22 protein-coding genes are annotated in these 21,344 nt (G+C 43.2%); 15 read left to right on the forward strand and 7 right to left on the reverse strand.

Features of this window, described 5'->3' with window-relative positions:
• The first annotated feature begins 2 nt into the window (after nt 1-2).
• The gene (locus AC1MEO_RS18880; protein WP_480333396.1) at nt 3-875 is read left to right on the forward strand and encodes a YflT domain-containing protein; all 873 of its coding nucleotides are present in this window, start codon (nt 3-5) and stop codon (nt 873-875) included.
• 37 nt (nt 876-912) lie between these two features.
• On the opposite strand, the gene brnQ is transcribed toward AC1MEO_RS18880, so the two are convergent.
• The 3 genes from brnQ to AC1MEO_RS18895 form a co-directional block, all read right to left on the reverse strand.
• Nucleotides 913-2,238, reverse strand: a complete 1,326-nt coding sequence (brnQ, locus tag AC1MEO_RS18885; RefSeq protein WP_480333398.1) for a branched-chain amino acid transport system II carrier protein — start codon at nt 2,236-2,238, stop codon at nt 913-915.
• A gap of 119 nt (nt 2,239-2,357) precedes the next feature.
• Nucleotides 2,358-2,543, reverse strand: coding sequence for a CsbD family protein (locus AC1MEO_RS18890; protein ID WP_480333400.1), 186 nt, complete (start codon nt 2,541-2,543; stop codon nt 2,358-2,360).
• Nucleotides 2,544-2,614: 71 nt separating this feature from the next.
• Entirely contained in the window at nt 2,615-2,908 is a 294-nt protein-coding gene (locus tag AC1MEO_RS18895; RefSeq protein ID WP_480333402.1) for a hypothetical protein, read from the reverse strand.
• A 102-nt stretch (nt 2,909-3,010) separates the two neighbouring features.
• On the opposite strand from AC1MEO_RS18895, the gene AC1MEO_RS18900 reads away from it, so the two are divergent.
• Complete coding sequence (locus tag AC1MEO_RS18900; protein ID WP_480333404.1) at nt 3,011-3,973, forward strand: NAD-dependent epimerase/dehydratase family protein; 963 nt, start codon at nt 3,011-3,013, stop codon at nt 3,971-3,973.
• Nucleotides 3,974-4,174: 201 nt separating this feature from the next.
• A complete protein-coding gene (locus AC1MEO_RS18905; RefSeq protein ID WP_480333406.1) occupies nt 4,175-5,251 on the forward strand; it encodes a glycosyltransferase family 4 protein in 1,077 nt (358 codons plus the stop codon).
• A 105-nt stretch (nt 5,252-5,356) separates the two neighbouring features.
• Here the strand turns inward: AC1MEO_RS18905 and AC1MEO_RS18910 are convergent, their stop codons facing one another.
• Together AC1MEO_RS18910 and AC1MEO_RS18915 are read right to left on the reverse strand one after the other, a co-directional pair.
• Nucleotides 5,357-6,388 (reverse strand): LCP family protein, encoded by a 1,032-nt coding sequence (locus AC1MEO_RS18910; protein WP_480333408.1) that lies wholly within the window; start codon nt 6,386-6,388, stop codon nt 5,357-5,359.
• Between the two features lie 179 nt (nt 6,389-6,567).
• On the reverse strand, nt 6,568-7,203 hold the full coding sequence (locus tag AC1MEO_RS18915; RefSeq protein WP_480333410.1) for a YigZ family protein: 636 nt from the start codon (nt 7,201-7,203) through the stop codon (nt 6,568-6,570).
• A 155-nt stretch (nt 7,204-7,358) separates the two neighbouring features.
• On the opposite strand from AC1MEO_RS18915, the gene AC1MEO_RS18920 reads away from it, so the two are divergent.
• Both AC1MEO_RS18920 and AC1MEO_RS18925 read left to right on the forward strand, forming a co-directional pair.
• The gene (locus tag AC1MEO_RS18920; protein WP_480333412.1) at nt 7,359-8,504 is read left to right on the forward strand and encodes a sensor histidine kinase; all 1,146 of its coding nucleotides are present in this window, start codon (nt 7,359-7,361) and stop codon (nt 8,502-8,504) included.
• A 27-nt stretch (nt 8,505-8,531) separates the two neighbouring features.
• Nucleotides 8,532-9,206, forward strand: a complete 675-nt coding sequence (locus AC1MEO_RS18925) for a response regulator (protein WP_480333414.1) — start codon at nt 8,532-8,534, stop codon at nt 9,204-9,206.
• 46 nt (nt 9,207-9,252) lie between these two features.
• Here AC1MEO_RS18925 and AC1MEO_RS18930 read toward each other — a convergent pair whose 3' ends face one another.
• On the reverse strand, nt 9,253-9,861 hold the full coding sequence (locus tag AC1MEO_RS18930; protein ID WP_480333416.1) for a 3'-5' exonuclease: 609 nt from the start codon (nt 9,859-9,861) through the stop codon (nt 9,253-9,255).
• A 262-nt stretch (nt 9,862-10,123) separates the two neighbouring features.
• Between AC1MEO_RS18930 and AC1MEO_RS18935 the strand changes: the two genes are divergently transcribed.
• The 5 genes from AC1MEO_RS18935 to AC1MEO_RS18955 all read left to right on the forward strand — a co-directional run bounded on the left by AC1MEO_RS18935 (nt 10,124) and on the right by AC1MEO_RS18955 (nt 14,051).
• Nucleotides 10,124-10,693: a YybH family protein gene (locus AC1MEO_RS18935; protein ID WP_480333418.1), complete on the forward strand. Its 570-nt coding sequence runs from the start codon at nt 10,124-10,126 to the stop codon at nt 10,691-10,693.
• A 103-nt stretch (nt 10,694-10,796) separates the two neighbouring features.
• Nucleotides 10,797-11,630: a DegV family protein gene (locus AC1MEO_RS18940; RefSeq protein WP_480333420.1), complete on the forward strand. Its 834-nt coding sequence runs from the start codon at nt 10,797-10,799 to the stop codon at nt 11,628-11,630.
• 38 nt (nt 11,631-11,668) lie between these two features.
• Entirely contained in the window at nt 11,669-12,997 is a 1,329-nt protein-coding gene (locus AC1MEO_RS18945) for an ATP-dependent helicase ComFA (protein WP_480333422.1), read from the forward strand.
• Complete coding sequence (locus AC1MEO_RS18950; protein WP_480333424.1) at nt 12,994-13,650, forward strand: ComF family protein; 657 nt, start codon at nt 12,994-12,996, stop codon at nt 13,648-13,650. The genes AC1MEO_RS18945 and AC1MEO_RS18950 overlap by 4 nt, the downstream gene beginning before the upstream one ends.
• Nucleotides 13,651-13,691: 41 nt before the next feature.
• Nucleotides 13,692-14,051 carry a PilZ domain-containing protein gene (locus AC1MEO_RS18955; RefSeq protein WP_480333426.1) on the forward strand — a complete coding sequence of 120 codons (360 nt, stop codon included), beginning with the start codon at nt 13,692-13,694 and terminating at the stop codon, nt 14,049-14,051.
• A gap of 322 nt (nt 14,052-14,373) precedes the next feature.
• Here the strand turns inward: AC1MEO_RS18955 and AC1MEO_RS18960 are convergent, their stop codons facing one another.
• Nucleotides 14,374-15,081: an SDR family NAD(P)-dependent oxidoreductase gene (locus tag AC1MEO_RS18960; RefSeq protein ID WP_480333428.1), complete on the reverse strand. Its 708-nt coding sequence runs from the start codon at nt 15,079-15,081 to the stop codon at nt 14,374-14,376.
• 127 nt (nt 15,082-15,208) lie between these two features.
• On the opposite strand from AC1MEO_RS18960, the gene hpf reads away from it, so the two are divergent.
• The 5 genes from hpf to cccB all read left to right on the forward strand — a co-directional run bounded on the left by hpf (nt 15,209) and on the right by cccB (nt 21,293).
• The gene (hpf, locus tag AC1MEO_RS18965) at nt 15,209-15,778 is read left to right on the forward strand and encodes a ribosome hibernation-promoting factor, HPF/YfiA family (RefSeq protein WP_480333430.1); all 570 of its coding nucleotides are present in this window, start codon (nt 15,209-15,211) and stop codon (nt 15,776-15,778) included.
• Nucleotides 15,779-16,119: 341 nt separating this feature from the next.
• Complete coding sequence (secA, locus tag AC1MEO_RS18970; RefSeq protein WP_480333432.1) at nt 16,120-18,636, forward strand: preprotein translocase subunit SecA; 2,517 nt, start codon at nt 16,120-16,122, stop codon at nt 18,634-18,636.
• 64 nt (nt 18,637-18,700) lie between these two features.
• A protein-coding gene (prfB, locus tag AC1MEO_RS18975; protein WP_480336143.1) for a peptide chain release factor 2 occupies nt 18,701-19,802 on the forward strand; the annotation gives its coding sequence in 2 pieces (ribosomal slippage) (nt 18,701-18,772 and nt 18,774-19,802; 1,101 coding nt in all).
• 193 nt (nt 19,803-19,995) lie between these two features.
• Entirely contained in the window at nt 19,996-20,868 is an 873-nt protein-coding gene (locus AC1MEO_RS18980; RefSeq protein ID WP_480333435.1) for a YitT family protein, read from the forward strand.
• Between the two features lie 50 nt (nt 20,869-20,918).
• Nucleotides 20,919-21,293 (forward strand): cytochrome c551, encoded by a 375-nt coding sequence (gene cccB, locus AC1MEO_RS18985; protein ID WP_480333437.1) that lies wholly within the window; start codon nt 20,919-20,921, stop codon nt 21,291-21,293.
• Nucleotides 21,294-21,344 lie beyond the last annotated feature (51 nt).

The following is a 21,344-nucleotide window of genomic DNA, read 5'->3' on the forward strand; positions in this document are numbered from 1 at the left end:
AAATGAGATCAGGAAATCGTGAATTTGAAATTGTCTACAGCAGATCAGAAATGGAAACAGCGATACAGTCACTAAAAGCAAAAGGCTATCATCAAGGAGATATTCATTTATTGGCCAATGATAGAAAAATGGTGGAAACTGCTGAAAGTGAAGGTGTTCATGCAGAGCAGGCCAATTCTTTCTCGAATCGTTTTAAATCTTTTATAAGCGGAAAAGACATTGTTAGAAAAGAGTTGGATCGGTTTAATTTGAATAAAGAAAGAGCAGATGATTATGAACGTGAAATCGAAAAAGGTGCCGTTCTTCTATATACGGACGGAGAATCGGCGTCACCGGAAGATGAACACTTTTCTTCTTTAGATGATTCGAATGCTCCGATGGATTTGGAGGGAAGTTCCGGACAAACATCCGGAGACAAGGCTGTTCGCCGCAACGATGAAAGGCACGAGAACTCTGATGAGATATATGTACGAGAAGTTTCCAGAGAAGATCAACATGCCCGCGCCGGTAAAAGCGATCGTCTTCAAGACTCCCGTCTCAAAGGAGACGAAATTCATCCGACAGCTGGATTGAACAAAGATGAAGGAGCTGTTCGTGAAAAGGAATTAGATCATGAACCGGGCCTTCAAACAAAAGAAGGTAAAGATAATCTATTGCGTGAAGCTGGAGTTAATCGCCGGCAGGATGAATCTTCGCCTGGCGTAGATCCGAATTTGGGCCCTGCACCGTTTGGACGCGATTCAGAAGAAGAGCATCTATTGAATGATGAGCAAAGAGATGACTCTGATAAGGGCAGGGAATCCCGGGATTCTTATGATGAAAGAGAAAAAAAGAATCGAGACAATACACCTCCGCCAACGCAGAGACTATTTTAAACTCAAAGGAGCCATTCCCATAAGCGGGAAGGCTCCTTTAATTGTTTTTGTGTGCCAATCGCGCAATTGCGATTCCTATGACAGTCCCGGCAACAGCCGGAACGACCCAGCCGATTCCTTGTTCAAAAAACAGCAAGTTGCTTAAAATCGCATCGACCTGTTCAAAGGCTATACCAGCTGAGCGGAGGGCGTCAAAAATACTGACGACAGCAGTTACTGAGAGGGCCATCATATAGACGAACGGTTTTCGGTAGAACACTCGATCAAAAAATGACAATATGACTAGAACTATCGCCACAGGATAAATAGCCAACAATACAGGGAGAGAGATGGCGATCAATTGGGTTAAGCCTACATTCGCAATTACTGCGGAAAAGAGCGCCAAAAACAGAACATACGTGATGTAAGAAACCTTCGGGAAAATTTTGAAAAAGAATTGGGCAGTGGCGGATACCAGCCCGATGGAGGTTGTCAAGCAGGCGAAAGTAATTGCCACAGACAGGATAACCCCCCCAAGCTCTCCATACAGGAGACGAGAAGCCATTGCAATAATGATGCCCCCGTTATCTTGAAGGCCGATAGCCTCCACGCTGGTAGCTCCGATGTAGCTTAACGATAAGTAAACGGCAGACAAACCAATGGCAGCAATAAAACCGGCATAAGCGGTCACTTTTAAAATGGTTCTTGTATCAGTAATACCTTTGCTTCGGACGGATTGAATAATGACAATCCCGAAGACCAAAGCGGCAATGGCATCCATTGTAAGGTAGCCTTGCAGAAAACTTTCAAAAAATGCTTCAGTATCATAATTTCCAACAGGCGAATTTATAGGGCCCATTGGCGTCAGAAAACTTTTGATAGCCAGCAATCCAATAACCCCTATTAGCAATGGCGTTAATAATTTACCGATTCTATCAACTAATTTTGTTGGATTCATCGCAAACAAAACCGTAATGGTGAAGAAAATTACTGTGAAAATGGATAAAGACCAAAAAGATTCAGCAAAGTTTGCTGGCAAAAAAGGCGCTGTCCCAATTTCGAAAGCGACGGTGGCGGTACGCGGAATTCCAAAGAAAGGGCCAATAGCCAAATAAACAATCAATGTAAATACGATGCCGAATACGGGGTGGACACGCCCAGCAATGGACTGAAGGTCGCCGCCTGCTTTTGCGATTGCCAGAATGCCCAATAACGGGAGGCCAACTCCGGTCAACAAAAATCCAGTTATGGCGATAGCTATTTGATCGCCGGCAAGTTGCCCTAAATAAGGGGGGAAGATGAGATTTCCTGCGCCCAAGAACAATGCGAAAAGCATCAGCCCTAAAGTGAGAATATCCATTTTTGTAAGCGCCTTCTTTTCCATGACAAGCTCCTTCATAAATAACATTTACACGCGAGTCTACAGTATAAACGAATTCTTTAACTTTTGAAAACATTATAAATGCAAGAAAAAAACCCGGTTCAGAGAAACCGGGTTTTGGATTATTTATTTCCTTTGTTTTTGAAGTCGCCGATCTTGTCTTGGATATTCCCTTTGGCTTTATCCATTTTGCCTTCACTTTGTTTGTTTGGATCGTTGGTGGCATTGCCGATTTGATCTTTCAGCTCGCCTTTTCCTTTGTTGACAGCACCTTTTAATTTATCAGAAAAGCCTTTGTTGTCGCTCATGAATAATTCCTCCTTCATATTTTGCTTACTACTATAATAGCCTTTTGCGGCAGAAGCTAAACATCAAGAGATCAATTCCTTGCGGCTGGAAGGTTTAACAAGGTTTTTTTAGCGGTATCTTTAATAGTAATACATAAATCTTCTTCGCTTAACCTTTTCAATGTCTGAAGAGGCGTATGAAGGTTTTGGGCAACATTTAATCTTACTTCAGTATGTTGGTCCATCGACAAATCAACAAGCAATCCTTCGCAGTTGATAGTTTTCGCGAGCTCTGCACGAGATTGATAATCCATCTTCAATACAGCAGCTTCATCCCAAGGCGTCCAGTCCGTCTTCAATGAATAGCGTTGAAGAGAGTTATCCATATTAAGTAACACTCCTAAAAAGTTAAAATTCAATCTATTTTATTCAATATATCATATATAAATTATTAAAGTAATTAAAACTACTTATAAAGGAGCAGTTAAATGAAAGTTTTAGTACTCGGCGGCACATCTTTTGTAGGGAGACATATGGCAGAGGAACTTTTGGCTAAAGGGCATGAAGTGGTGTTGTTCAATCGGGGAAAAAGCAATCCCGCACTCTTTCCAAAACAGGAGAGAATTATAGGAGACAGAAGAAAAGACGCTGCAAAACTGAGGGATGAAAAATGGGATGCTGTATTGGATACATCTGCTTACACACCAGCAGATTTACGGCCAATCCTTGAAAATATCACAACTGATCATTACACATTCATCTCTACGATTTCTGTATATAATGATTTCACATCGGGGCCTGTCAAAGAAAATTCTTCTGTATTTCAACAGAACATCGAAGGCGACCGGGTTACAGGTGATACCTATGGCCCTTTCAAAGTAATGTGTGAACAGCTGATTGAAGAAAAGATTGGAGACAGGGCATTGGTCATCCGGCCGGGCATCGTGATCGGACCTTTTGACCCGACAGACCGGTTTACTTACTGGGCACTGAAATTAAATGATAAAGGCGCTGTTTTACTGCCAGGAAGTAAGGAAAGAAAGGTCCAGTGGATTGATGCCAGAGATTTAGCCCGGTTCACAGTCATGCAATTGGAGAAAAAGATGACAGGAGTATTCAATGTCGCAGCCGATCCAGTTTCTATGGAAGAGTTTGCTCAGCGAGTATCCGGCAAAGAATGTGAAACCGTATGGGCAGATGATCAGTATTTAATAGAAGAAGGGTTGGAAGCTTTTGAATTGCCGTTTTGGATTCCCTATTCAAAAGATTTTCCGGCTGGTTTCATTCTGGCGGATAATGAAAAAGCGAAAAGTGCGGGGTTGAACTTTCGGCCTCTTAAACAGTCTGCAAAAGAAACGCTCGAATGGGTCAGCGGCCAAGGAGACTTTCAATTAAAGGCAGGAATAACTGGGGAAAAAGAACAGAGCTTATTAAAGAAACTTAGAGCATAAGTCTAGTTTTAATTTCTTTTTAAAAAACGGAAAAATTTAGGCTCTTCTCAACAAAAAGACGCTGGTTGAAACTTTATCTCAAGGGCGTCGTCCAATTCATAAGAGCCTTTTAAGTATAGGTGGATTTTTCTTTATTTCTTGTTTAGTCATGCTATAATACAAATGGATATGTATGTATCATTGTTTTTAAGGAGGAAAGATATGCTATACCTTACAATGGTTTTGGCATTTATCGCTTCGATTGTGCTGACTCCGATTGTCAAACGCATTGCCTTTCGTGTAGGTGCAGTTGACCGTCCGAACTATCGAAAAGTTCATGCGAGGATTATGCCGCGATTAGGTGGTTTGGCCATTTTTGGTTCATTTTTAATCGCATATTTTATATTGAAACCCCAAGATCCGATATCTAATGCTATTGAAGCTTCATTTATTTCTATTGAAGCGGCTATTATTATAGGTGCCTTATTGATCATCATCACCGGTGTATTTGATGATATCTACGAAATTAGTGCGAAAGCTAAATTACTTGGCCAGTTGGTCGCCGCAGGGATTGTGGTAGTCGGTGGCGGACTCGAAATTTCCTTCATCAATCTTCCGTTTGGCGGAGTACTGGATTTTGGTTACTTAAGTATTCCATTAACAATCCTCTGGATAGTCGGTATAACGAATGCTATTAATCTGATTGATGGTCTTGATGGATTGGCCGCCGGTGTTTCTACGGTTGCTTTATTGACCTTAGCAGTTATGGCTTTCATCATGGGCGATGTCTTTGTTATGTCAACGGCAGCTCTATTGGCAGCCAGTACCTCAGGATTTTTGGTTTATAATTTTCACCCCGCAAAAATCTTTATGGGTGACACGGGTGCTTTGTTTCTAGGATTTATGATTTCCGTTTTGGCCTTGATGGGCTTCAAGAACGTAACGGTCGTAGCGTTAATTATTCCAATCATTATGCTGGGTGTGCCGATTTCGGATACCTTTTTTGCGATTGTTCGTCGAGTGCGTGAGAAGAAATCAATATCAGAAGCGGATAAATCCCATTTGCATCACTGTTTATTGAATATAGGCTTTTCCCATAAACAAACTGTTTTAATCATTTATGGAATCGCAGCTTTGTTTGGGCTGGCTGCACTCTTGTTTTCTCAAGCAACCTTATGGGGAGGAATTTTGCTGATCAGCGTCATGCTGGTCGCAATAGAACTTTTCGTGGAAGTAGTGGGATTGGCAGGGAAGAATTACCGCCCCTTGTTAAATCTGGTACGATTGATCGGCAAATGAAAAGATTGAACTCGGAGCACAATGCTTTTGGTTCAATCTTTTTTATTTGCCGAAAATTTTTTATGAGCAGAAAAGACCGGATATAAAAAAACACCATAGTTTTCACTATGGTGTTTCGTCTTCAAGGGAATCGCCTGCCATATCTTGGTCGATTCCGTTGATTGTTAAATTGGATGTATCGGGTTTCAATCCCAGATGGCTTTGCAGGACATCCTGGATTTCCAGCAGGGATTCTTCCTCCAGTTTCCAGTAATAAATTCCTGTGGACATGTCGTCATAACCGTCGAGCGTAATGGTCTCTATATCCGGTTTGCCATTTTGGGCGTATTCGAACAATGCCCTCATGTCCTGGAATTTCATATTGGTTTTCATATTATCTCCCACGGCTTCGAAGACGTCTCCGTATTTGGTGATTGATCCAACCGATAATGCGCGGTTCATGATGGATTCCAGAATCATCTGCTGGCGCTTGCCGCGTTCGATGTCGTTATCGTAATGGCGTGTTCTGGCAAGGGCAAGAGCTTCACTGCCGTCAAGAAACTGTATGCCTTCTTTTAATTCGATGGCATCTTGTAAATCGTTTTCATCTTGTTCGGAAATATCATAGGGCACTTCCACTTTTATTCCACCAAGCGCATCGACGACGTCAATAAAGGCATCAAAATTCATGCGCAGGTAATAATTGACCGGTACATCCAACAGTTCTTCCACACTTTCGATAGTCGAGCTTGGACCGTTAAAGGCATAGGCGTGCGTGATTTTATCTTCTTTTCCGCTGTCCGGGATGTAGGTATACGTGTCACGCGGGATGCTCACCAATTTAATGGATTTGTCTTTATTGTTCAATGTCGCCAGAACGAGTGCATCAGAGCGTACATTGTCGTCACTTTGATTCCGTTCTTCGCTGTCATCCACCCCGATGAATAGAATGGAGATATTATCAGTCAGCGGTTCAACCGGCCCATTGTCGTTTTCAACGGGCTCAAAGGCATTATCCACTGATGATTCCGCTTTTTTGACCAAGTAAATCCCATAGGCAGAGAGGCATATCAGCACCGAAACGGCTAAAGTGGCGATAACTTTAATAATGGTTCGTTTACGGTCTGACTTGGTTTTCCGATAAATTTTCCGGTTCATATTTAATTGCTCCTCTATAGAGAATGGGCCTACTGAGTAATTAATTCGAATTCATCCAATTTCTTAATTAGCGCCCAATGATTGCTGCACTTATGAATAAAAACTTAATTCCAATAAATTCATTTTCCTTGTGATGTTGATATTATACAGTGATTTCTACCATGCGTAAATGAAAAGAATTAAGGTGCTTTAAATTCAAGGAATTGACTGTCTGCTATGCTGATGTCGGCTTGGCCATTTGTCATTTCATTTATCCATTCGATAAACTCTTCTTCTTTTTCAATTGGAACATGAATGTAGAGGTCCACGCCTTCGGTATATTCAAGATGATCCAGTGGGTATGGAGATTGGCGGATTTCATTCTCCAGCTTGCCAAGCCAAGTATAATCTATTGAAGTTTTCATCAGGTGATGGAGCTTTCTTTCGACAATGCCAGCAGCTGCCAGCGCGGCTGATGCAGCTTTTCCGTAAGCTCGTATCAATCCGCCGCTGCCTAACTTAATTCCGCCATAATAGCGTGTGACCACGATTACCGTGTCTTTCAAGCCTTGTTTCTTTAAAACTTCCAGCATCGGAAACCCGGCAGTTCCGCTTGGTTCTCCATCGTCATTCGCTTTCTGAACAGAGTCGTGTTCTCCGATAAGGTATGCGGAACAATTATGTGTAGCTGAGCGGTGAAGGAGTTTGATTGAATTGATAAATTCAATCGCCTGCTGTTCGGTTTCTGCGCGAGCAGCATGTCCGATGAACCTGGATTTTTGGATAAGTATTTCTGCACTGGCAGAATCGCCTACAGTTGTGTAATTTTCTCGCAATTTGACTCCTCCTGTTGTAAAATGAAATCAGATAATTTGTAACGTATATTTAATATGGTCTTGCGTATATAGTGATATACTTAATACAACCGACAAGGTATAAAGAAGCAAGAAATATACCTGGATACAGTCAGTATAGCTAAGGCGGTTTTAGAATGGCAAAGAAAATCGGTGGAAAAGCCCCTGATTCTATTTTTGATGCAATGTTAGCTGAAATGGAACAGGCAAAACAAGATATTTTCGTCATTAGCGAAGAAAGTCGCCAAAGTTATGAAAAAATGAAAGATGAGCTGGAAGATGTCCGAGTGAATATTGCACGTGTTATTGATGCCGGAGATATTTTGGAAGAGAAGACGCGTGCGGCTCGGAGGCGTTTAGCTGAAGTATCTCAATTTTTCAATTCTTTTACTGAAAGTCAGGTTCGCCAAGTGTATGAGCAGGCAAATGACCTTCAAGTACAATTATCCCTTAATCGCAACGAAGAAAAAAAGTACCGGCAAAAGCGGGATAAACTGCAGCGCAAGCTTCAGGTTTTACTTCAGACGATAGAACGGGCTGAAAGTCTGGTCAATCAAATCAATGTCGCCAGAAGTTATTTGACTTCAGATTTTGACAATGTAGATGAAGCCATCGGCAAGAATAAGTCAAGCCAGGAGTATAGCCTTCGCATCATAGAAGCGCAAGAAGAGGAAAGAAAACGCCTTTCAAGGGAAATTCATGATGGCCCTGCTCAAATGATGGCTAATGTCCTGCTTCGTTCAGATTTAATTGAGAGAACCTATCGTGAAAAAGGCCCTGAATTGGCTTTCCAGGAAATTACTTCATTAAAGGATATGGTGAGACAGGCACTTACCGAAGTACGAAGAATCATTTACGATTTACGGCCAATGGCACTTGATGATCTTGGTCTGGTCCCGACTTTAAAGAAATACATTGATACTATTGAAGAGTATAACAAAGGAATCAAAATGGAGTTTCAGTCAAATGGGAAAGAAGTGCGGTTGCCTAACAAGTACGAAACCGCCATTTTCCGTCTTGTCCAAGAAGGAATTTCAAATGCAATCCGCCATGGCAAGTCGACTGAAATCACAGTTGAGATGAAATGGCAACAAGAACAAGTGAAAATCATGGTAACTGACAATGGAACTGGTTTTGATCAAGGGATTGTAAAAAGCCAATCATTTGGATTAGCAGGTATGAGAGAAAGAATCGAATTGGTCGAAGGTGACTTTTTCATTAATTCCTCACCTGGGAACGGCACAATCTTAATGTTTCATATACCTTTCAAAAAGGGTATGTAAGATAGGGTATTCGAGGAGGACGACATAATGACAAAAATTATTATTATTGATGATCACCAATTATTTCGTGAAGGTGTAAAAAGAATTCTGGATTTTGAAAGTTCGTTTGAAGTCGTTGCTGAAGGCGGAGACGGCAACGAAGTCCTTAAATTATATGAAGAAAATCAGCCAGATGTGGTATTGATGGATATCAATATGCCACAAAAAAATGGTGTCGAAGCTACAGGCGAATTGATTGAGAAATTCCCTGATGCAAAAGTCATTATGCTGTCCATTCACGATGATGAATCGTATGTGACGCACGCGTTGAAAACCGGTGCTTTAGGTTATATGCTTAAAGAAATGGATGCCGATGCAATTATTCAAGCGATTAAAGTAGTAGCAAAAGGCGGGTCTTATCTACACCCGAAAGTCACCCGTAATTTGGTGATGGAATTCCGTCGTTTGAGCGAACGCGAAAACAAAGGCTCTTTCCATCAAACGGAAATTCGCCGTCCATACCATCTTTTGACAAAACGTGAAAGTGAAGTTCTTCAATTATTGACAGATGGCCAAAGCAATCGCGTCATCGGAGAGACTTTGTTCATCTCTGAAAAAACAGTTAAGAACCACGTATCAAGCATCTTGCAAAAAATGCAGGTAAATGACCGGACACAGGCAGTTGTGACTGCTATTAAAAACGGCTGGGTTGAAGTAAGATAGTAAAAAAAGCGGCGGATCTGCATACAAGCAGATCCGCCGTCTTTTTTTATAATCGATCGTAACAATATTGGTAGATGGCTGCGGTTGCCAGGCAATCGCCTAGTGCGTCGTGGGCGTCGTGCTCCAGTTTTAAAAAGGCAGTCAATGTAGTCAATTTGTGGTTGGGTGTTTGGGTAATAGCTTTTCTCGCCAGTTTGACTGTATCGATGACCGTGTATTCGGGAATGGGGGTAATTTCCTCCAGCGCATACAAGAAGCCCATATCAAAAGGGGCATTGTGCGCAATAATCGGAAATCCGCCGATAAACGCAATCAGTTCATGCGCGACTTCTTCTATAACCGGTGCATTTTCCACGTCCTGATTAGTGATGCCGGTAATCCGCGTAATGGTGCTGGAGATGAAACATTCCGGATTGACCATCAGGTACATGGTTTCTTCGCGTTCATGATTGATGTATTTGACAGCGCCGATTTGGATGATTTTATCGCTTCCTGGACGCAGGCCGGTAGTTTCAAAGTCCAGGACTACGTAATTCTCGACTTTTTGCATACTCGACTTGTATTTCTTGGGGCGAGCAGGCTGTTTACGGCTCCACTGAGGGCGCGTTTCCTTCATTTTCTGTTCCAGTATCTGTCGTGCATCTCTTTTTTCCATGCGATCGCTCCTTTGTCCCGCTTTAACGGGCAGTATGCCTCCCACATATACAGGTGGGAGGTCCATTGACCGTAAAAGTCCGATTGGATCAACTAACAATCAGTGGAGGATCAAGAAGCTCTCCACTGATTGAAGTTTCTCTTTATTTGTACCTCCTAGTGTACCGTAAAACTGAAAAAAATTCCGTTTTGGCAGATGACACAGTTTCTTCATTGTATTCGCTATCCGCCTATGGCAAAATGAAGCGCAGGAGGAATGCATGATGAAAAAAATGATTATTGCGGCAGGACTTGTTTTAGCGCTCGCTGCCTGTTCGGATTCCGAAGAACCTTCAGTCAATGAAAACACAGTAGAAGATGGCAATGCAGCTAATGAAAATAATGCAGTCGACCATGGCATTGACGAAGACAAGGAAGAAAAAGTAGGCTTTACAGTAGATGATGAAGGAAATGTCATAGAAGCGGAAGTGCCTGAAGAACAGGCGAGTGAATTATTGGGAGCCTACGATGAGTATATCGCGGCATTCAATTCTGAAGATATTGATCGTTATATGAACACCATTGCACAGGATCCGGATGGTTTTGATCGTGAGGAAGATAAAGCGGCATTAGCACAAGCTTTTGAAGCTTACGACAGTCAATATGAAGCAAGTGATAAAACGATTGTAAAATACGAAGAAGACCGCGCGGAGGTTTTTGCGACACTCAATGTAAAGATGAAGGACGCGAACTCGGATGATGCGATTGAACAATCTGGCCGGCAGGTCGTCGTATTTGTAAAAGAGAATGACGGATGGAAAGTCACAAGTGTTCACTTTATCGGTAATCAATAAGGGGTTTCCCGCTTTATGCGGGAAATTTTTTTTATTATGTCCTTTCCATTCATGTCTTTTCTAAGTCTTTTTTTGGTAAACTAGCAGAGGAGGCTGATTAAACTTGAAAACGGCAATTGTAACAGATAGTACATCTTATTTACCTGAAGAAACACACAAAACGTTGAATATTCATATGATCTCGCTGGAAGTGACATTCGGAAACCAGTCTTTTAAAGAAGCAGAACTGACCGAAAAAGAGTTTTACTATAAGGCGAAAGAAGAATTCCCGAAAACTTCGCAGCCCCCACTAGGGGAATTCACTACTCTTTATGACAAACTTTCAGCCGATCACAAGGAAATTGTCTCGATCCATTTGTCCAGTGGCATCAGTGGGACTTATGCAGGTTCGAAGCAGGCGGCAGAAATGGTAGATGGCGTGAAAGTCTATTCTTTTGATACGGAGCTTACCTGTGCTTTGCAAGGGTTTTACGCGGTTAAAGCTGCGGAAATGGCTGAAGATGGAGCTGATGCTCAAATGATTTTGGCTGAATTGAACAAAATGAAAACTTCTCTGCGCGCCTATTTCATGGTGGAAGATCTGAAGCATCTGCAGCGCGGCGGAAGATTGTCCAGTGCACAAGCCTTGGTTGGCGGGATGCTACAAATCAAACCGATTTTGCATTTTCAGGAAAAAGTCATCATCCCTTTTGAAAAAATTCGGACACGAAAAAAAGCGATGAATCGAATTGTTGATTTGTTAAAAGAAGACAGTAAAGATGGCCAAGAGTGGCAAGCGACAATTATTCATGCAAACCGTCCTGAAGAAGCAAAGCAATGGAAAGAGGAACTGGAAGTTGCGTGCCCGGAAGTGGATTTTGAAATTTCCTATTTTGGACCGGTTATTGGAACACATTTAGGAGAAGGAGCGATGGGTCTTGGTTGGGTAAAGAAATAACCTGCTGGGGCTTTTTCTCTATCGAAAGGTGGATGCAAATGGATCAATTAGAAGAATTTTTGACTGGCAGAATCTGGCTTAGAAACTTTACCCCATTTCCGAAAGAACTCGTGGACACAGCCATATCCACAGGCTCCATCAGTGTCAGTCAAGGAATGCTGGACGGAAGGCAATGCGCCAGATGTCTTGAAAAATCCCCGCAAAAAATTATTTCCTTTTTCTGCGCCGCGTGCAACAAAATCTGTTATTATTGCCGTCATTGCATTAAAATGGGTCGCATTAGTTCCTGTACGGAATTAATTACCTGGGCGCTCCCCTCAACGAATCTTCCTCAAAACCATTCATTTCAATGGAATGGCAATCTAACCCCACTACAGGAACAAGCTTCACTGGAAGTTCAAAAAAGCCTCTTACAAAAAAATGATCATCTTGTATATGCTGTTTGCGGTGCCGGAAAAACCGAATTGCTGTTTCCTCCTATATTTGATGCGTTAAAAAAGGGGCAGCGGGTTTGTATCGCAGCCCCCAGAACAGATGTGGTGTTGGAGCTTTCTCCACGATTGCGAACCGTTTTTCCCAACACCATCATCCATAGCCTATATGGAAATTCTCCAGAAGAATCCGGTTTTGCACAGTTGGTCATCGCGACCACCCATCAGCTGTACCGATTCAAAGATGCCTTCGATGTCATGATTGTCGATGAGGCGGATGCGTTTCCGTATTCATACGATCCGGCATTAAAAAGAGCTGTCATAAAAGCCAAGAAGGAGGAAGCGCCTGTCATTTATGTATCCGCGACTCCTTCAGAAAAATTACTAAAACAAGTTCCCAATGTATCAAAAATATTTCAGCGATTTCATGGCTATCCATTGCCTGTTCCGAAGTTTCGATCCTTATGGAATTATGAAAAGGATTTTGCAAACGGGAAAATTCCGTCAAAGTTGGCTGACTGGGTAGATGAAAAAATAGAGAAGAAAGAGCCTTTTTTGGTGTTTTTGCCAACGATTGAACTCATTGAACAGGCAATTGTTTTATTTCAAAAAAAGCATCCAACGATGGAGGCAGTCCATTCCAAAGATCCGGACAGAAAAGAAAAAGTCCTGAAACTGCGTCAAAGGCAAATTCCTGGCGTATTGACTTCGACGATTCTGGAGCGTGGAATCACGATTCCGGATGTACAAGTTGCAGTAGTCGGTGCAGATCAGCCTATCTTCGATGCTGCGGCATTGATTCAAATATCAGGAAGAACAGGCAGATCAAAAGATTATCCTGATGGAGAAATCGTATTTTTTCACAACGGCATTGTCCGGCAGATGGATAAAGCAAAAAAGTTGATAGTTTCCTATAACGAGGGGGCTGGAATATGAATTGTTATTTATGTGATCGGGTCATGCCGTCCCAGGTAAGTTGGCGAAGTATTTTCTTTAATGAATTGGAACAAGTGATTTGTCTGCGCTGCCGTGACAGCTTTGAAAGGACTACAGCAGGATGCCCAATCTGCAGTGCGCCCGGAGAGGGGAAATGCGCTAATTGCAGCGAATGGGAAACCACTGAGTATGCTGGATTGATTGCTTCGGGAAAAAGCCTCTATCGATACAATCACGCAATGAAAGAATACCTGCATCAATATAAATTTTTAAAAGACGTGGTATTGTCTGAAGTTTTTGCAGCTGTTCTAAAAGAAGAAATCGGCAAGCAAAAGTCGGTGATTGTTCCCATTCCGATGAATGACATTAAATTGAAAGAACGTACTTTCCCTCAAGTTGATTTATTGCTTGACGCAGCTTCAGTACCCTATGCACATTGCCTTGGGAAAAATGAAGTAGGTCTGGGCGGAAAATCGAAGGCTGAGAGGATGGCGTTGCAAAACGTTTTTTGGTGGAATGGACAGCCTGTACCTGAAAAAATATTGCTGTTTGATGATTTATATACGACAGGGAGTACAGTGCGTTTGGCTGCTAAAGTCCTGAAAGAGAAGGGCGCAAAAGAAATTAAAATCCTTACGCTTATCCGTGCATAGCCAGTTGGTTTATACTAGAAGGACAATTAGGAGGGACAGCCATGTTTTATAAACGGTCAGAAAGTTTTCGCTATACTTTTGGTACGCCGCCAGAAATATGCCTGCAATTGATGGATCCGCTTAACGATCAAATGTTGTCTCCAGAAATATATTGTTTATTGCTTGATATTTCCCCCAAAGGAGCAAAACTCTTTTCCGAAAAAGAGTTGAAACCGGGAGGGAAAAACGTAAACATGAAATTTGTCCTGAATCATGAAACGATCGCCGCAGATGCGACGATCGTCTGGAAACAGCAGTATGAGGAAGGCTGGATTTACGGTGCTGATTTTGAACGCAATTCGATTAAGGAAATGCTGATTTTAAGTGAAATCAGAGAGTTGAAAGAAGTAGAATTGAATTAAAAAAACCGGCCTAGGCCGGTTTTTCGTCATGAGATATTGTTTGGCAGAGCTGCATGGCTGCTTCCGCTTTTCTTGATGTCCAGCTGCAGCGCCCAGATTCTAGGGTCATAAGCCACTCCAGCTGTGCGGCTGAAGAAATGCCGCTTCGCCGGAGCGTCTTATGCCGGTCGAATCTACACGGGCGCTTCCGCTTTTCTTGGTGTCCAGCTCCAACGGCCAGCTCCTCGGGTCATAAGCCACTCTGACTATGCGGCAAAGGACGCCGCTTCGTCAGAGCGTCTTATGCCTGTCAGAGCTGAACGGCCGTTTCCGCTTTTCTATTCTAATGTTCATAAATCATTTTCCGTGTCATGCCGCCGTCGATGTTCAGGCATTCTCCTGTGATGAACGAATTTTGCGGGTTGCTTAGGAACAGGCAGGCCCGTGCGATGTCGGCTGGTTCTCCGACACGGCCGCTCCAATGCTGTTGGTGGTCGACATCGCGCAATTCTCCCTTGTCTCCCGTATGGATCCAACCTGGCGCAATCGAGTTGACGCGAATTCCTTTTTCGCTGAAAGTGGCTGCGAGTGAATGGGTCAAAGCGTAGATGCCGCCTTTTGATGCCGAATAGGTTTCGGTATTGGGTTCAGACATGAATGCGCGGGTTGAGGTCATGTTGATGATAGAGCGGATATCCTCTGTCATATAGCGTGCAGCTTCCCGGCTGCAGATGAAAACACTTTTCAGGTTGGTATCCAGCACATGATCCCATTCCTGTTCATCTACGTCCCAGATGGACTTGAAGGTAGAAATGCCAGCATTGTTGATCAAAGCATGAATGGCACCGTAATCTTCATTGATTTTTTTGAATACTGCCATGACTTCATCAAAATTGCCGACATCACATTTTCGGTATTCTACGCCTTCCAGTTCGATGGGTTGGATATCCAATCCGATGACACGTGCGTTTTCAGCAGCAAAATGCGTTGCGATACTGTTGCCGATGCCTTGGGAGGCACCAGTTATAACGATGGTTTTATCAGTAAACATAATCTTCATCTCCTTGTCATAATGTTTACCTGTAATTCATCTTCTTAAAACTTTTTTGGTTTTAAGGAGGAAAGACAAGGGAAGATGTAGAAGTGTACAAGTAGCACATATAGAAGGAGGAGTTAACATGTTGCAATTCAACATCAGAGGCGAAAATATTGAGGTAACTCCCGCAATACGTGACCACATTGAAAAGAAAGTCGAGAAGATTGAACGCTATTTCACAGACGGTGCGAATGCTACCGCGATGGTCAACTTAAAATCATATAATCATAGCCAAACAAAAGTGGAAGTTACAATACCGATGAAAAACCTAACATTACGTGCTGAAGAACGGCATGACGATATGTATGCAGCAATAGATTTGATCGTAAGCAAGCTGGAGCGTCAAATCCGCAAGTATAAAACAAAAGTAAACCGCAAATTCCGCGAACGTGATGGCATGGGAGTTTCATTTGCGACTGCTGAAAATGATACACGCAACCAAAACGAAGCCGAAGAAGACGACGAGGATTTCACAATCGTCCGTACCAAGCAGTTTGATTTGAAACCGATGGATGAAGAAGAAGCAGTATTGCAGATGAACATGCTTGGACATAATTTCTTCGTCTTTACAGATGCAGAATCCAATGAAACAAACATCGTCTACAAACGAAAAGATGGAAGCTACGGCTTAATCGAAACGTCCGCACAATAAAAAATGATGCGATTTTTAAAATCACATAGCCAGACTGAAAAGCCTCTCCAAGCGAGAGGCTTTTCGTTTACCGAAAATTAAAGGCATCATTGGCATCGGATGGTTTTAATATAGAAGAGACCATATTTAAGGCTTGCGCCGATAGAATAGCTGAGGCCATTATTTGCACGCTTTTGGGCGCAGTGTTAAAATGAATAGTGAGATTTTTTTTGAATTGACTGATGAAGATTTGGATAGATATGTTCATTAAGCCAAAACGTTTAATTGGACACTATAAAAGCTAAAGCGATCATCCGGTATGTCAGATGCCGGCGGACACTTACGCAGGGAGCGGTATAATTATGCTAGGAGTATTGAATAAGGTATTTGATCCGAATAAACGGGATTTGAAACGATTGGAAAAAGTGGCGGATCGTGTAGAGGCGTTGGCTTCAGATTTTACAGCACTGTCTGATGAAGCATTACAGGCGAAGACAGAAGAATTTAAAGAGCGCCATGCTAAAGGTGAGTCGCTGAACGACTTGCTGCCCGAAGCATTTGCAACTATTCGGGAGGCAGCGAAACGAGTGCTCGGACTGTACCCATTCCGTGTGCAGATTATGGGCGCTGTATCCCTTCATGAAGGGAATATTTCAGAAATGAAAACAGGTGAAGGTAAGACTTTGACTTCGACCTTGTCTGTTTACCTGAATGCCATCAGCAAAAAAGGGGTTCATGTGGTAACGGTCAACGAATACTTGGCTAGCCGTGATGCCTTGGAAATGGGCCAGTTGTATGAATGGCTAGGATTGTCTGTCGGCTTGAATTTAAACAGTTTGACCAAAGACGAAAAGCGTACAGCTTATCAGGCTGACGTCACGTATAGTACGAATAACGAATTGGGCTTTGATTACCTGCGGGATAATATGGTGCTTTACAAAGAAGATATGGTTCAGCGTCCATTGAATTACGCAGTAATCGATGAAGTCGATTCCATCTTGATCGATGAAGCACGGACACCTTTGATTATTTCAGGACAGGCAGCCAAAGCAGCTCAATTGTATCAGCAGTCGAATGCCTTCGCGCGCCTGTTGAGAAAAGATACCGATTATACCTACGATGAAACGACCAAAGGGGTTGTTCTGACAGAAGAAGGGATCGAAAAAGTCGAGAAAGCTTTCGGCATCGATAACCTTTTTGATATCAGCCATGTTCGTCTGAACCACACGATCAATCAATCATTGAAAGCATATGTTACCATGCACAAAGATGTGGATTATGTTGTACAGGATGAGGAAGTTGTCATTGTCGATCAGTTTACGGGCCGTTTAATGAAAGGACGCCGGTATTCGGATGGGCTGCATCAGGCAATTGAAGCCAAAGAAGGCCTGGAAATCCAAAATGAATCGATGACGATGGCGACCATCACTTTCCAGAACTATTTCCGGATGTATGATAAATTGTCTGGTATGACCGGTACAGCTAAGACGGAAGAAGAAGAATTCCGCAATATCTACAATATGTATGTCATTGTGATTCCAACCAATAAACCGATCATCCGTGAAGACCATGTGGATTTGATTTATTCGACTACTGCCGGCAAGTACAAAGCAGTAGGAGACGATATTGCAGAGCGCAATGCCAAAGGCCAGCCGGTGCTGGTCGGTACTGTAGCCATTGAGACATCAGAAATCATTTCGGAGTATTTGTCGAAAAAAGGCATCAAACATTCTGTATTAAATGCGAAGAATCACGCGCATGAAGCGGAAATTATTTTAAATGCCGGCCAAAAAGGTTCTGTGACGATTGCCACCAACATGGCTGGTCGAGGAACAGACATTAAACTTGGTGAAGGCGTCATTGAAGCAGGGGGTCTTGCGGTCATCGGTACAGAACGCCACGAATCCCGCCGAATTGATAATCAGCTGCGTGGACGTTCAGGCCGACAAGGTGACCCAGGCGTCACACAATTCTATCTGTCTCTTGAAGATGACTTGATGCGCCGATTCGGATCAGATGCCATGCGTGCTATGATGGGCAAATTGGGAATGGACGATTCACAGCCATTGCAATCAAAAATGGTGACACGTTCTGTAGAATCAGCGCAAAAACGGGTGGAAGGCAACAACTTCGATGCTCGGAAACGCCTGCTTCAATACGATGATGTTCTTCGCCAACAACGCGAAATCATCTATAAAGAACGTATGGAAGTTCTGGAAACCGAAAATATGCGTACATTGGTTGAAAACATGATCAACAGTTCAATTGAACGGATGGTCTCTACGCATACTATAGAAGAAAAGCCGGAAAACTGGCACCTGAAATCACTTTCTGAATTGATTTCAGCAAATCTTCTTCCAGAGAATACAGTGACTGAAGCGGATCTTCAAGGGAAATCCCAAGAAGAGCTTATTGCTTTCATTAAAGAAGCTGTAACGAAGCATTACGATGAAAAAGAAATCGAAATGACGCCAGATCGCATGCGGGAGTTCGAAAAAGTGGTTCTTCTTCGCTCTATTGATACAAAATGGATTGACCACATTGATGCAATGGATCAGCTGCGCCAAGGAATCCATTTGCGTGCTTATGGACAAAACGATCCACTTCGTGAGTACCAAAGCGAAGGGTTTGCGATGTTCGAGGCAATGGTTGAAGCAATCGAGGAAGATGTCGCGAAGTATTCGATGAAAGCTGAAATCCGCAATAATCTTGAGCGCGAAGAAGTGGCGAAAGGCCAGGCGGTCAATCCGAAAGAAGACGGACCGGCTCCGAAAAAGAAAAAGGTGCCTGTCCGCAAGGATATGGAAGTTGGCCGTAACGATCTTTGCCCGTGCGGCAGCGGCAAGAAATACAAGAATTGCCACGGGACAGCTTCATAAGAGAGTGTGAAAATACCGAAGAGCACATGCTCTTCGGTGTTATTTTGAGGAGGAACATATGATGATGGAATTAGCAGACATCCGTAACAATCTCGACAAATCAGCCAGCAAGTTGGCGGACTTTAGGGGGTCTCTTTGACTTAGAGAACAAAGAATCCCGCATACAGGAATTAGATGAAATGATGATGGACCCGGATTTTTGGAATGACCAGGAATCGGCACAGATTGTCATTTCAGAACTGAACGGATTGAAGGAAATCGTCAATACCTATTACGATTTCATGGAAACACAGGAAAGCATGGAGATGTCATTGGAACTTCTTAGAGAAGAAGATGATCATGATTTACATGAAGACGTCGACAAGGAAATGAAGCAATTCATCTCGAAGCTGGCAGATTACGAACTGACCATGCTGCTGAGCGGGCCTTACGATAAAAACAATGCCATTCTGGAATTGCATCCCGGCGCCGGCGGAACAGAGTCTCAGGATTGGTGTTCAATGCTGTTGCGCATGTATACGCGATGGGCAGAAAAGCGTGGTTTTAAAGTAGAGACGCTTGATTACCTGGCAGGCGACGAAGCCGGAGTCAAATCCGTCACGCTTGGGATTCGTGGACATAATGCCTACGGGTATTTGAAAGCTGAAAAAGGCGTTCACCGCTTAGTCCGGATTTCGCCTTTCGATTCTTCTGGGCGCCGCCATACTTCGTTTGTTTCGTGCGAAGTGATGCCGGAATTCACAGGTGAAATTGAAATCGATATCCGTACGGAAGATTTGAAAGTTGATACGTACCGGGCAAGTGGCGCGGGTGGACAGCATATCAATACCACGGATTCCGCTGTCCGCATCACGCACCTTCCAACCGGTGCTGTCGTGACATGCCAACAGGAACGTTCACAAATCAAGAACCGCGAAAAAGCGATGCAAATGCTGAAAGCAAAATTGTATGCACTTAAAATCGAAGAAGAAGAAGCACGCCTTCTTGAAATTCGCGGAGAACAAAAAGAAATCGGATGGGGAAGCCAAATCCGTTCGTATGTATTCCATCCCTATTCAATGGTCAAAGACCACCGGACCAACTATGAAACCGGTAATTTAGGCGCTGTCATGGATGGCGATATTGATGGATTCATCAATTCCTTATTGCGCTCGAAAATGGAATAGAAAAAGTTGGAGAATGATAAGACTTCTATTCTGCAGCTTTTCAGAAACGGTCCGTTAGCATATTGCTAACGGACCGTTTCTAATCTGCCCGGTGCAGGCTTGCTTTAGCCGGATGAAGTTCACAAAGCCCTACGCCTTTGGTATACTCTGACAGGGTTTAACTGAACAGTAGAGAGAAGAGGAAGAAAAACAGATGACTAAAAAAAATCGACGTATCCGCAAAGCTCCACATCCATTGCTGACCTTGTTCCTGGACTACGCCAGCGTTATTATCGGATCGGCGATTGTGGCTATTTCCTTCAACGTATTTTTATTGCCGAACGAAGTGGCTTCTGGAGGCGTAAGCGGCATCAGCACCATTCTGAAAGGTTTATTTGAATGGAAGCCGGCATTTGTTCAATGGGCTTTCAATATTCCGTTGTTTATTGCAGGATTGATTTTATTAGGAAAGAATTTCGGGATTAAAACAGCTATCGGTACAGTCTTTTTGCCCTTTGTCGTATTTTTGACAGAGTCATGGGAGCCTTGGACAGAGGATCCGTTACTTGGTGCTTTGTTCGGAGGGATCATGGTGGGGCTTGGACTGGGGATTGTCTTCCGCGGTAAAGCATCCACCGGTGGAACAGACCTGGCTGCACAGATTATTACCAAGTACACGGGCTTCACCCTTGGCACAAGTGTCGCAATGATTGATGGCTTTATCGTATTGGCTGCAGCACTGGTCTTCGATATTGAAAAAGGTCTTTACGCATTGATCGGCCTGTACGTTACGACGAAAACCATCGACTTGGTCCAAGTGGGATTCGGCCAATCAAAACTGGTTTATATCATCACTAACAAGCAGATGGAAATCCGGGACGCCATCTATGAGGAAGTCGACCGCGGTGTAACGGAATTGACTGCGACCGGCGGCTATTCAGGAACAGAAAAGCCGTTGTTGATGGTGGTCATTCCTCAAACGGAATTTACCAGATTGAAACAATTGGTGAAATTAATAGACCCTGCTGCCTTTGTTATCGTGTCAGATGCCTCCGAAGTTTTGGGCGAGGGTTTTAAACGCCCATAACTTTGGTATACTGTAATAGGAAGAAACATTTGATAAGAGGAGGTCGCGAAATGAAAAAGCAATTGATGGCGATGTTATTCGGTGCAACGCTTATACTAGGTGCATGTGGCGGAGAAGAAACAACGGAACCGGCAGAAACTCCAGAAGAAACTCCAGAAGAAACTCCAGAAGAAACACCTGCTGAAAGTGGCGGAGAAACGGCAACAATTGATGCCGAGCAAGTCGTTCAACAGAATTGCATTTCCTGCCATGGTGAAAACCTGGAAGGTGCGGGCAACTTCCCGGCTTTAAATGATGTAGGATCCCGTTTGTCACAAGATGAGATCCTTTCGGTCATTGAAAACGGACAAGGTGCAATGCCAGCTAACATCATCGAAGGCGAAGAAGCAGTTGCAGTCGCAGAATACTTAGCCGCTATGAAATAAACCTGCTAAACAGCAGGTTTATTTTTTTGATAAAATATAGAGCGAATTAAT

The organism is Planococcus sp. BI3 (genome assembly GCF_056680115.1).

What these genes read in the sequence shown, in the direction of transcription:
- AC1MEO_RS18905 (WP_480333406.1), top strand. Translation starts at nt 4,175, where the DNA reads ATGCTATACCTTACAATGGTTTTGGCATTTATCGCTTCGATTGTGCTG.
- AC1MEO_RS18900 (WP_480333404.1), top strand. Translation starts at nt 3,011, where the DNA reads ATGAAAGTTTTAGTACTCGGCGGCACATCTTTTGTAGGGAGACATATG.
- cccB (WP_480333437.1), top strand. Translation starts at nt 20,919, where the DNA reads ATGAAAAAGCAATTGATGGCGATGTTATTCGGTGCAACGCTTATACTA.
- AC1MEO_RS18895 (WP_480333402.1), bottom strand. Translation starts at nt 2,908, where the DNA reads ATGGATAACTCTCTTCAACGCTATTCATTGAAGACGGACTGGACGCCT.
- hpf (WP_480333430.1), top strand. Translation starts at nt 15,209, where the DNA reads ATGTTGCAATTCAACATCAGAGGCGAAAATATTGAGGTAACTCCCGCA.
- AC1MEO_RS18950 (WP_480333424.1), top strand. Translation starts at nt 12,994, where the DNA reads ATGAATTGTTATTTATGTGATCGGGTCATGCCGTCCCAGGTAAGTTGG.
- AC1MEO_RS18930 (WP_480333416.1), bottom strand. Translation starts at nt 9,861, where the DNA reads ATGGAAAAAAGAGATGCACGACAGATACTGGAACAGAAAATGAAGGAA.
- AC1MEO_RS18890 (WP_480333400.1), bottom strand. Translation starts at nt 2,543, where the DNA reads ATGAGCGACAACAAAGGCTTTTCTGATAAATTAAAAGGTGCTGTCAAC.
- AC1MEO_RS18925 (WP_480333414.1), top strand. Translation starts at nt 8,532, where the DNA reads ATGACAAAAATTATTATTATTGATGATCACCAATTATTTCGTGAAGGT.
- AC1MEO_RS18980 (WP_480333435.1), top strand. Translation starts at nt 19,996, where the DNA reads ATGACTAAAAAAAATCGACGTATCCGCAAAGCTCCACATCCATTGCTG.
- brnQ (WP_480333398.1), bottom strand. Translation starts at nt 2,238, where the DNA reads ATGGAAAAGAAGGCGCTTACAAAAATGGATATTCTCACTTTAGGGCTG.
- secA (WP_480333432.1), top strand. Translation starts at nt 16,120, where the DNA reads ATGCTAGGAGTATTGAATAAGGTATTTGATCCGAATAAACGGGATTTG.
- AC1MEO_RS18955 (WP_480333426.1), top strand. Translation starts at nt 13,692, where the DNA reads ATGTTTTATAAACGGTCAGAAAGTTTTCGCTATACTTTTGGTACGCCG.
- AC1MEO_RS18880 (WP_480333396.1), top strand. Translation starts at nt 3, where the DNA reads ATGAGATCAGGAAATCGTGAATTTGAAATTGTCTACAGCAGATCAGAA.
- AC1MEO_RS18935 (WP_480333418.1), top strand. Translation starts at nt 10,124, where the DNA reads ATGAAAAAAATGATTATTGCGGCAGGACTTGTTTTAGCGCTCGCTGCC.
- AC1MEO_RS18920 (WP_480333412.1), top strand. Translation starts at nt 7,359, where the DNA reads ATGGCAAAGAAAATCGGTGGAAAAGCCCCTGATTCTATTTTTGATGCA.
- AC1MEO_RS18910 (WP_480333408.1), bottom strand. Translation starts at nt 6,388, where the DNA reads ATGAACCGGAAAATTTATCGGAAAACCAAGTCAGACCGTAAACGAACC.
- AC1MEO_RS18945 (WP_480333422.1), top strand. Translation starts at nt 11,669, where the DNA reads ATGGATCAATTAGAAGAATTTTTGACTGGCAGAATCTGGCTTAGAAAC.
- AC1MEO_RS18960 (WP_480333428.1), bottom strand. Translation starts at nt 15,081, where the DNA reads ATGTTTACTGATAAAACCATCGTTATAACTGGTGCCTCCCAAGGCATC.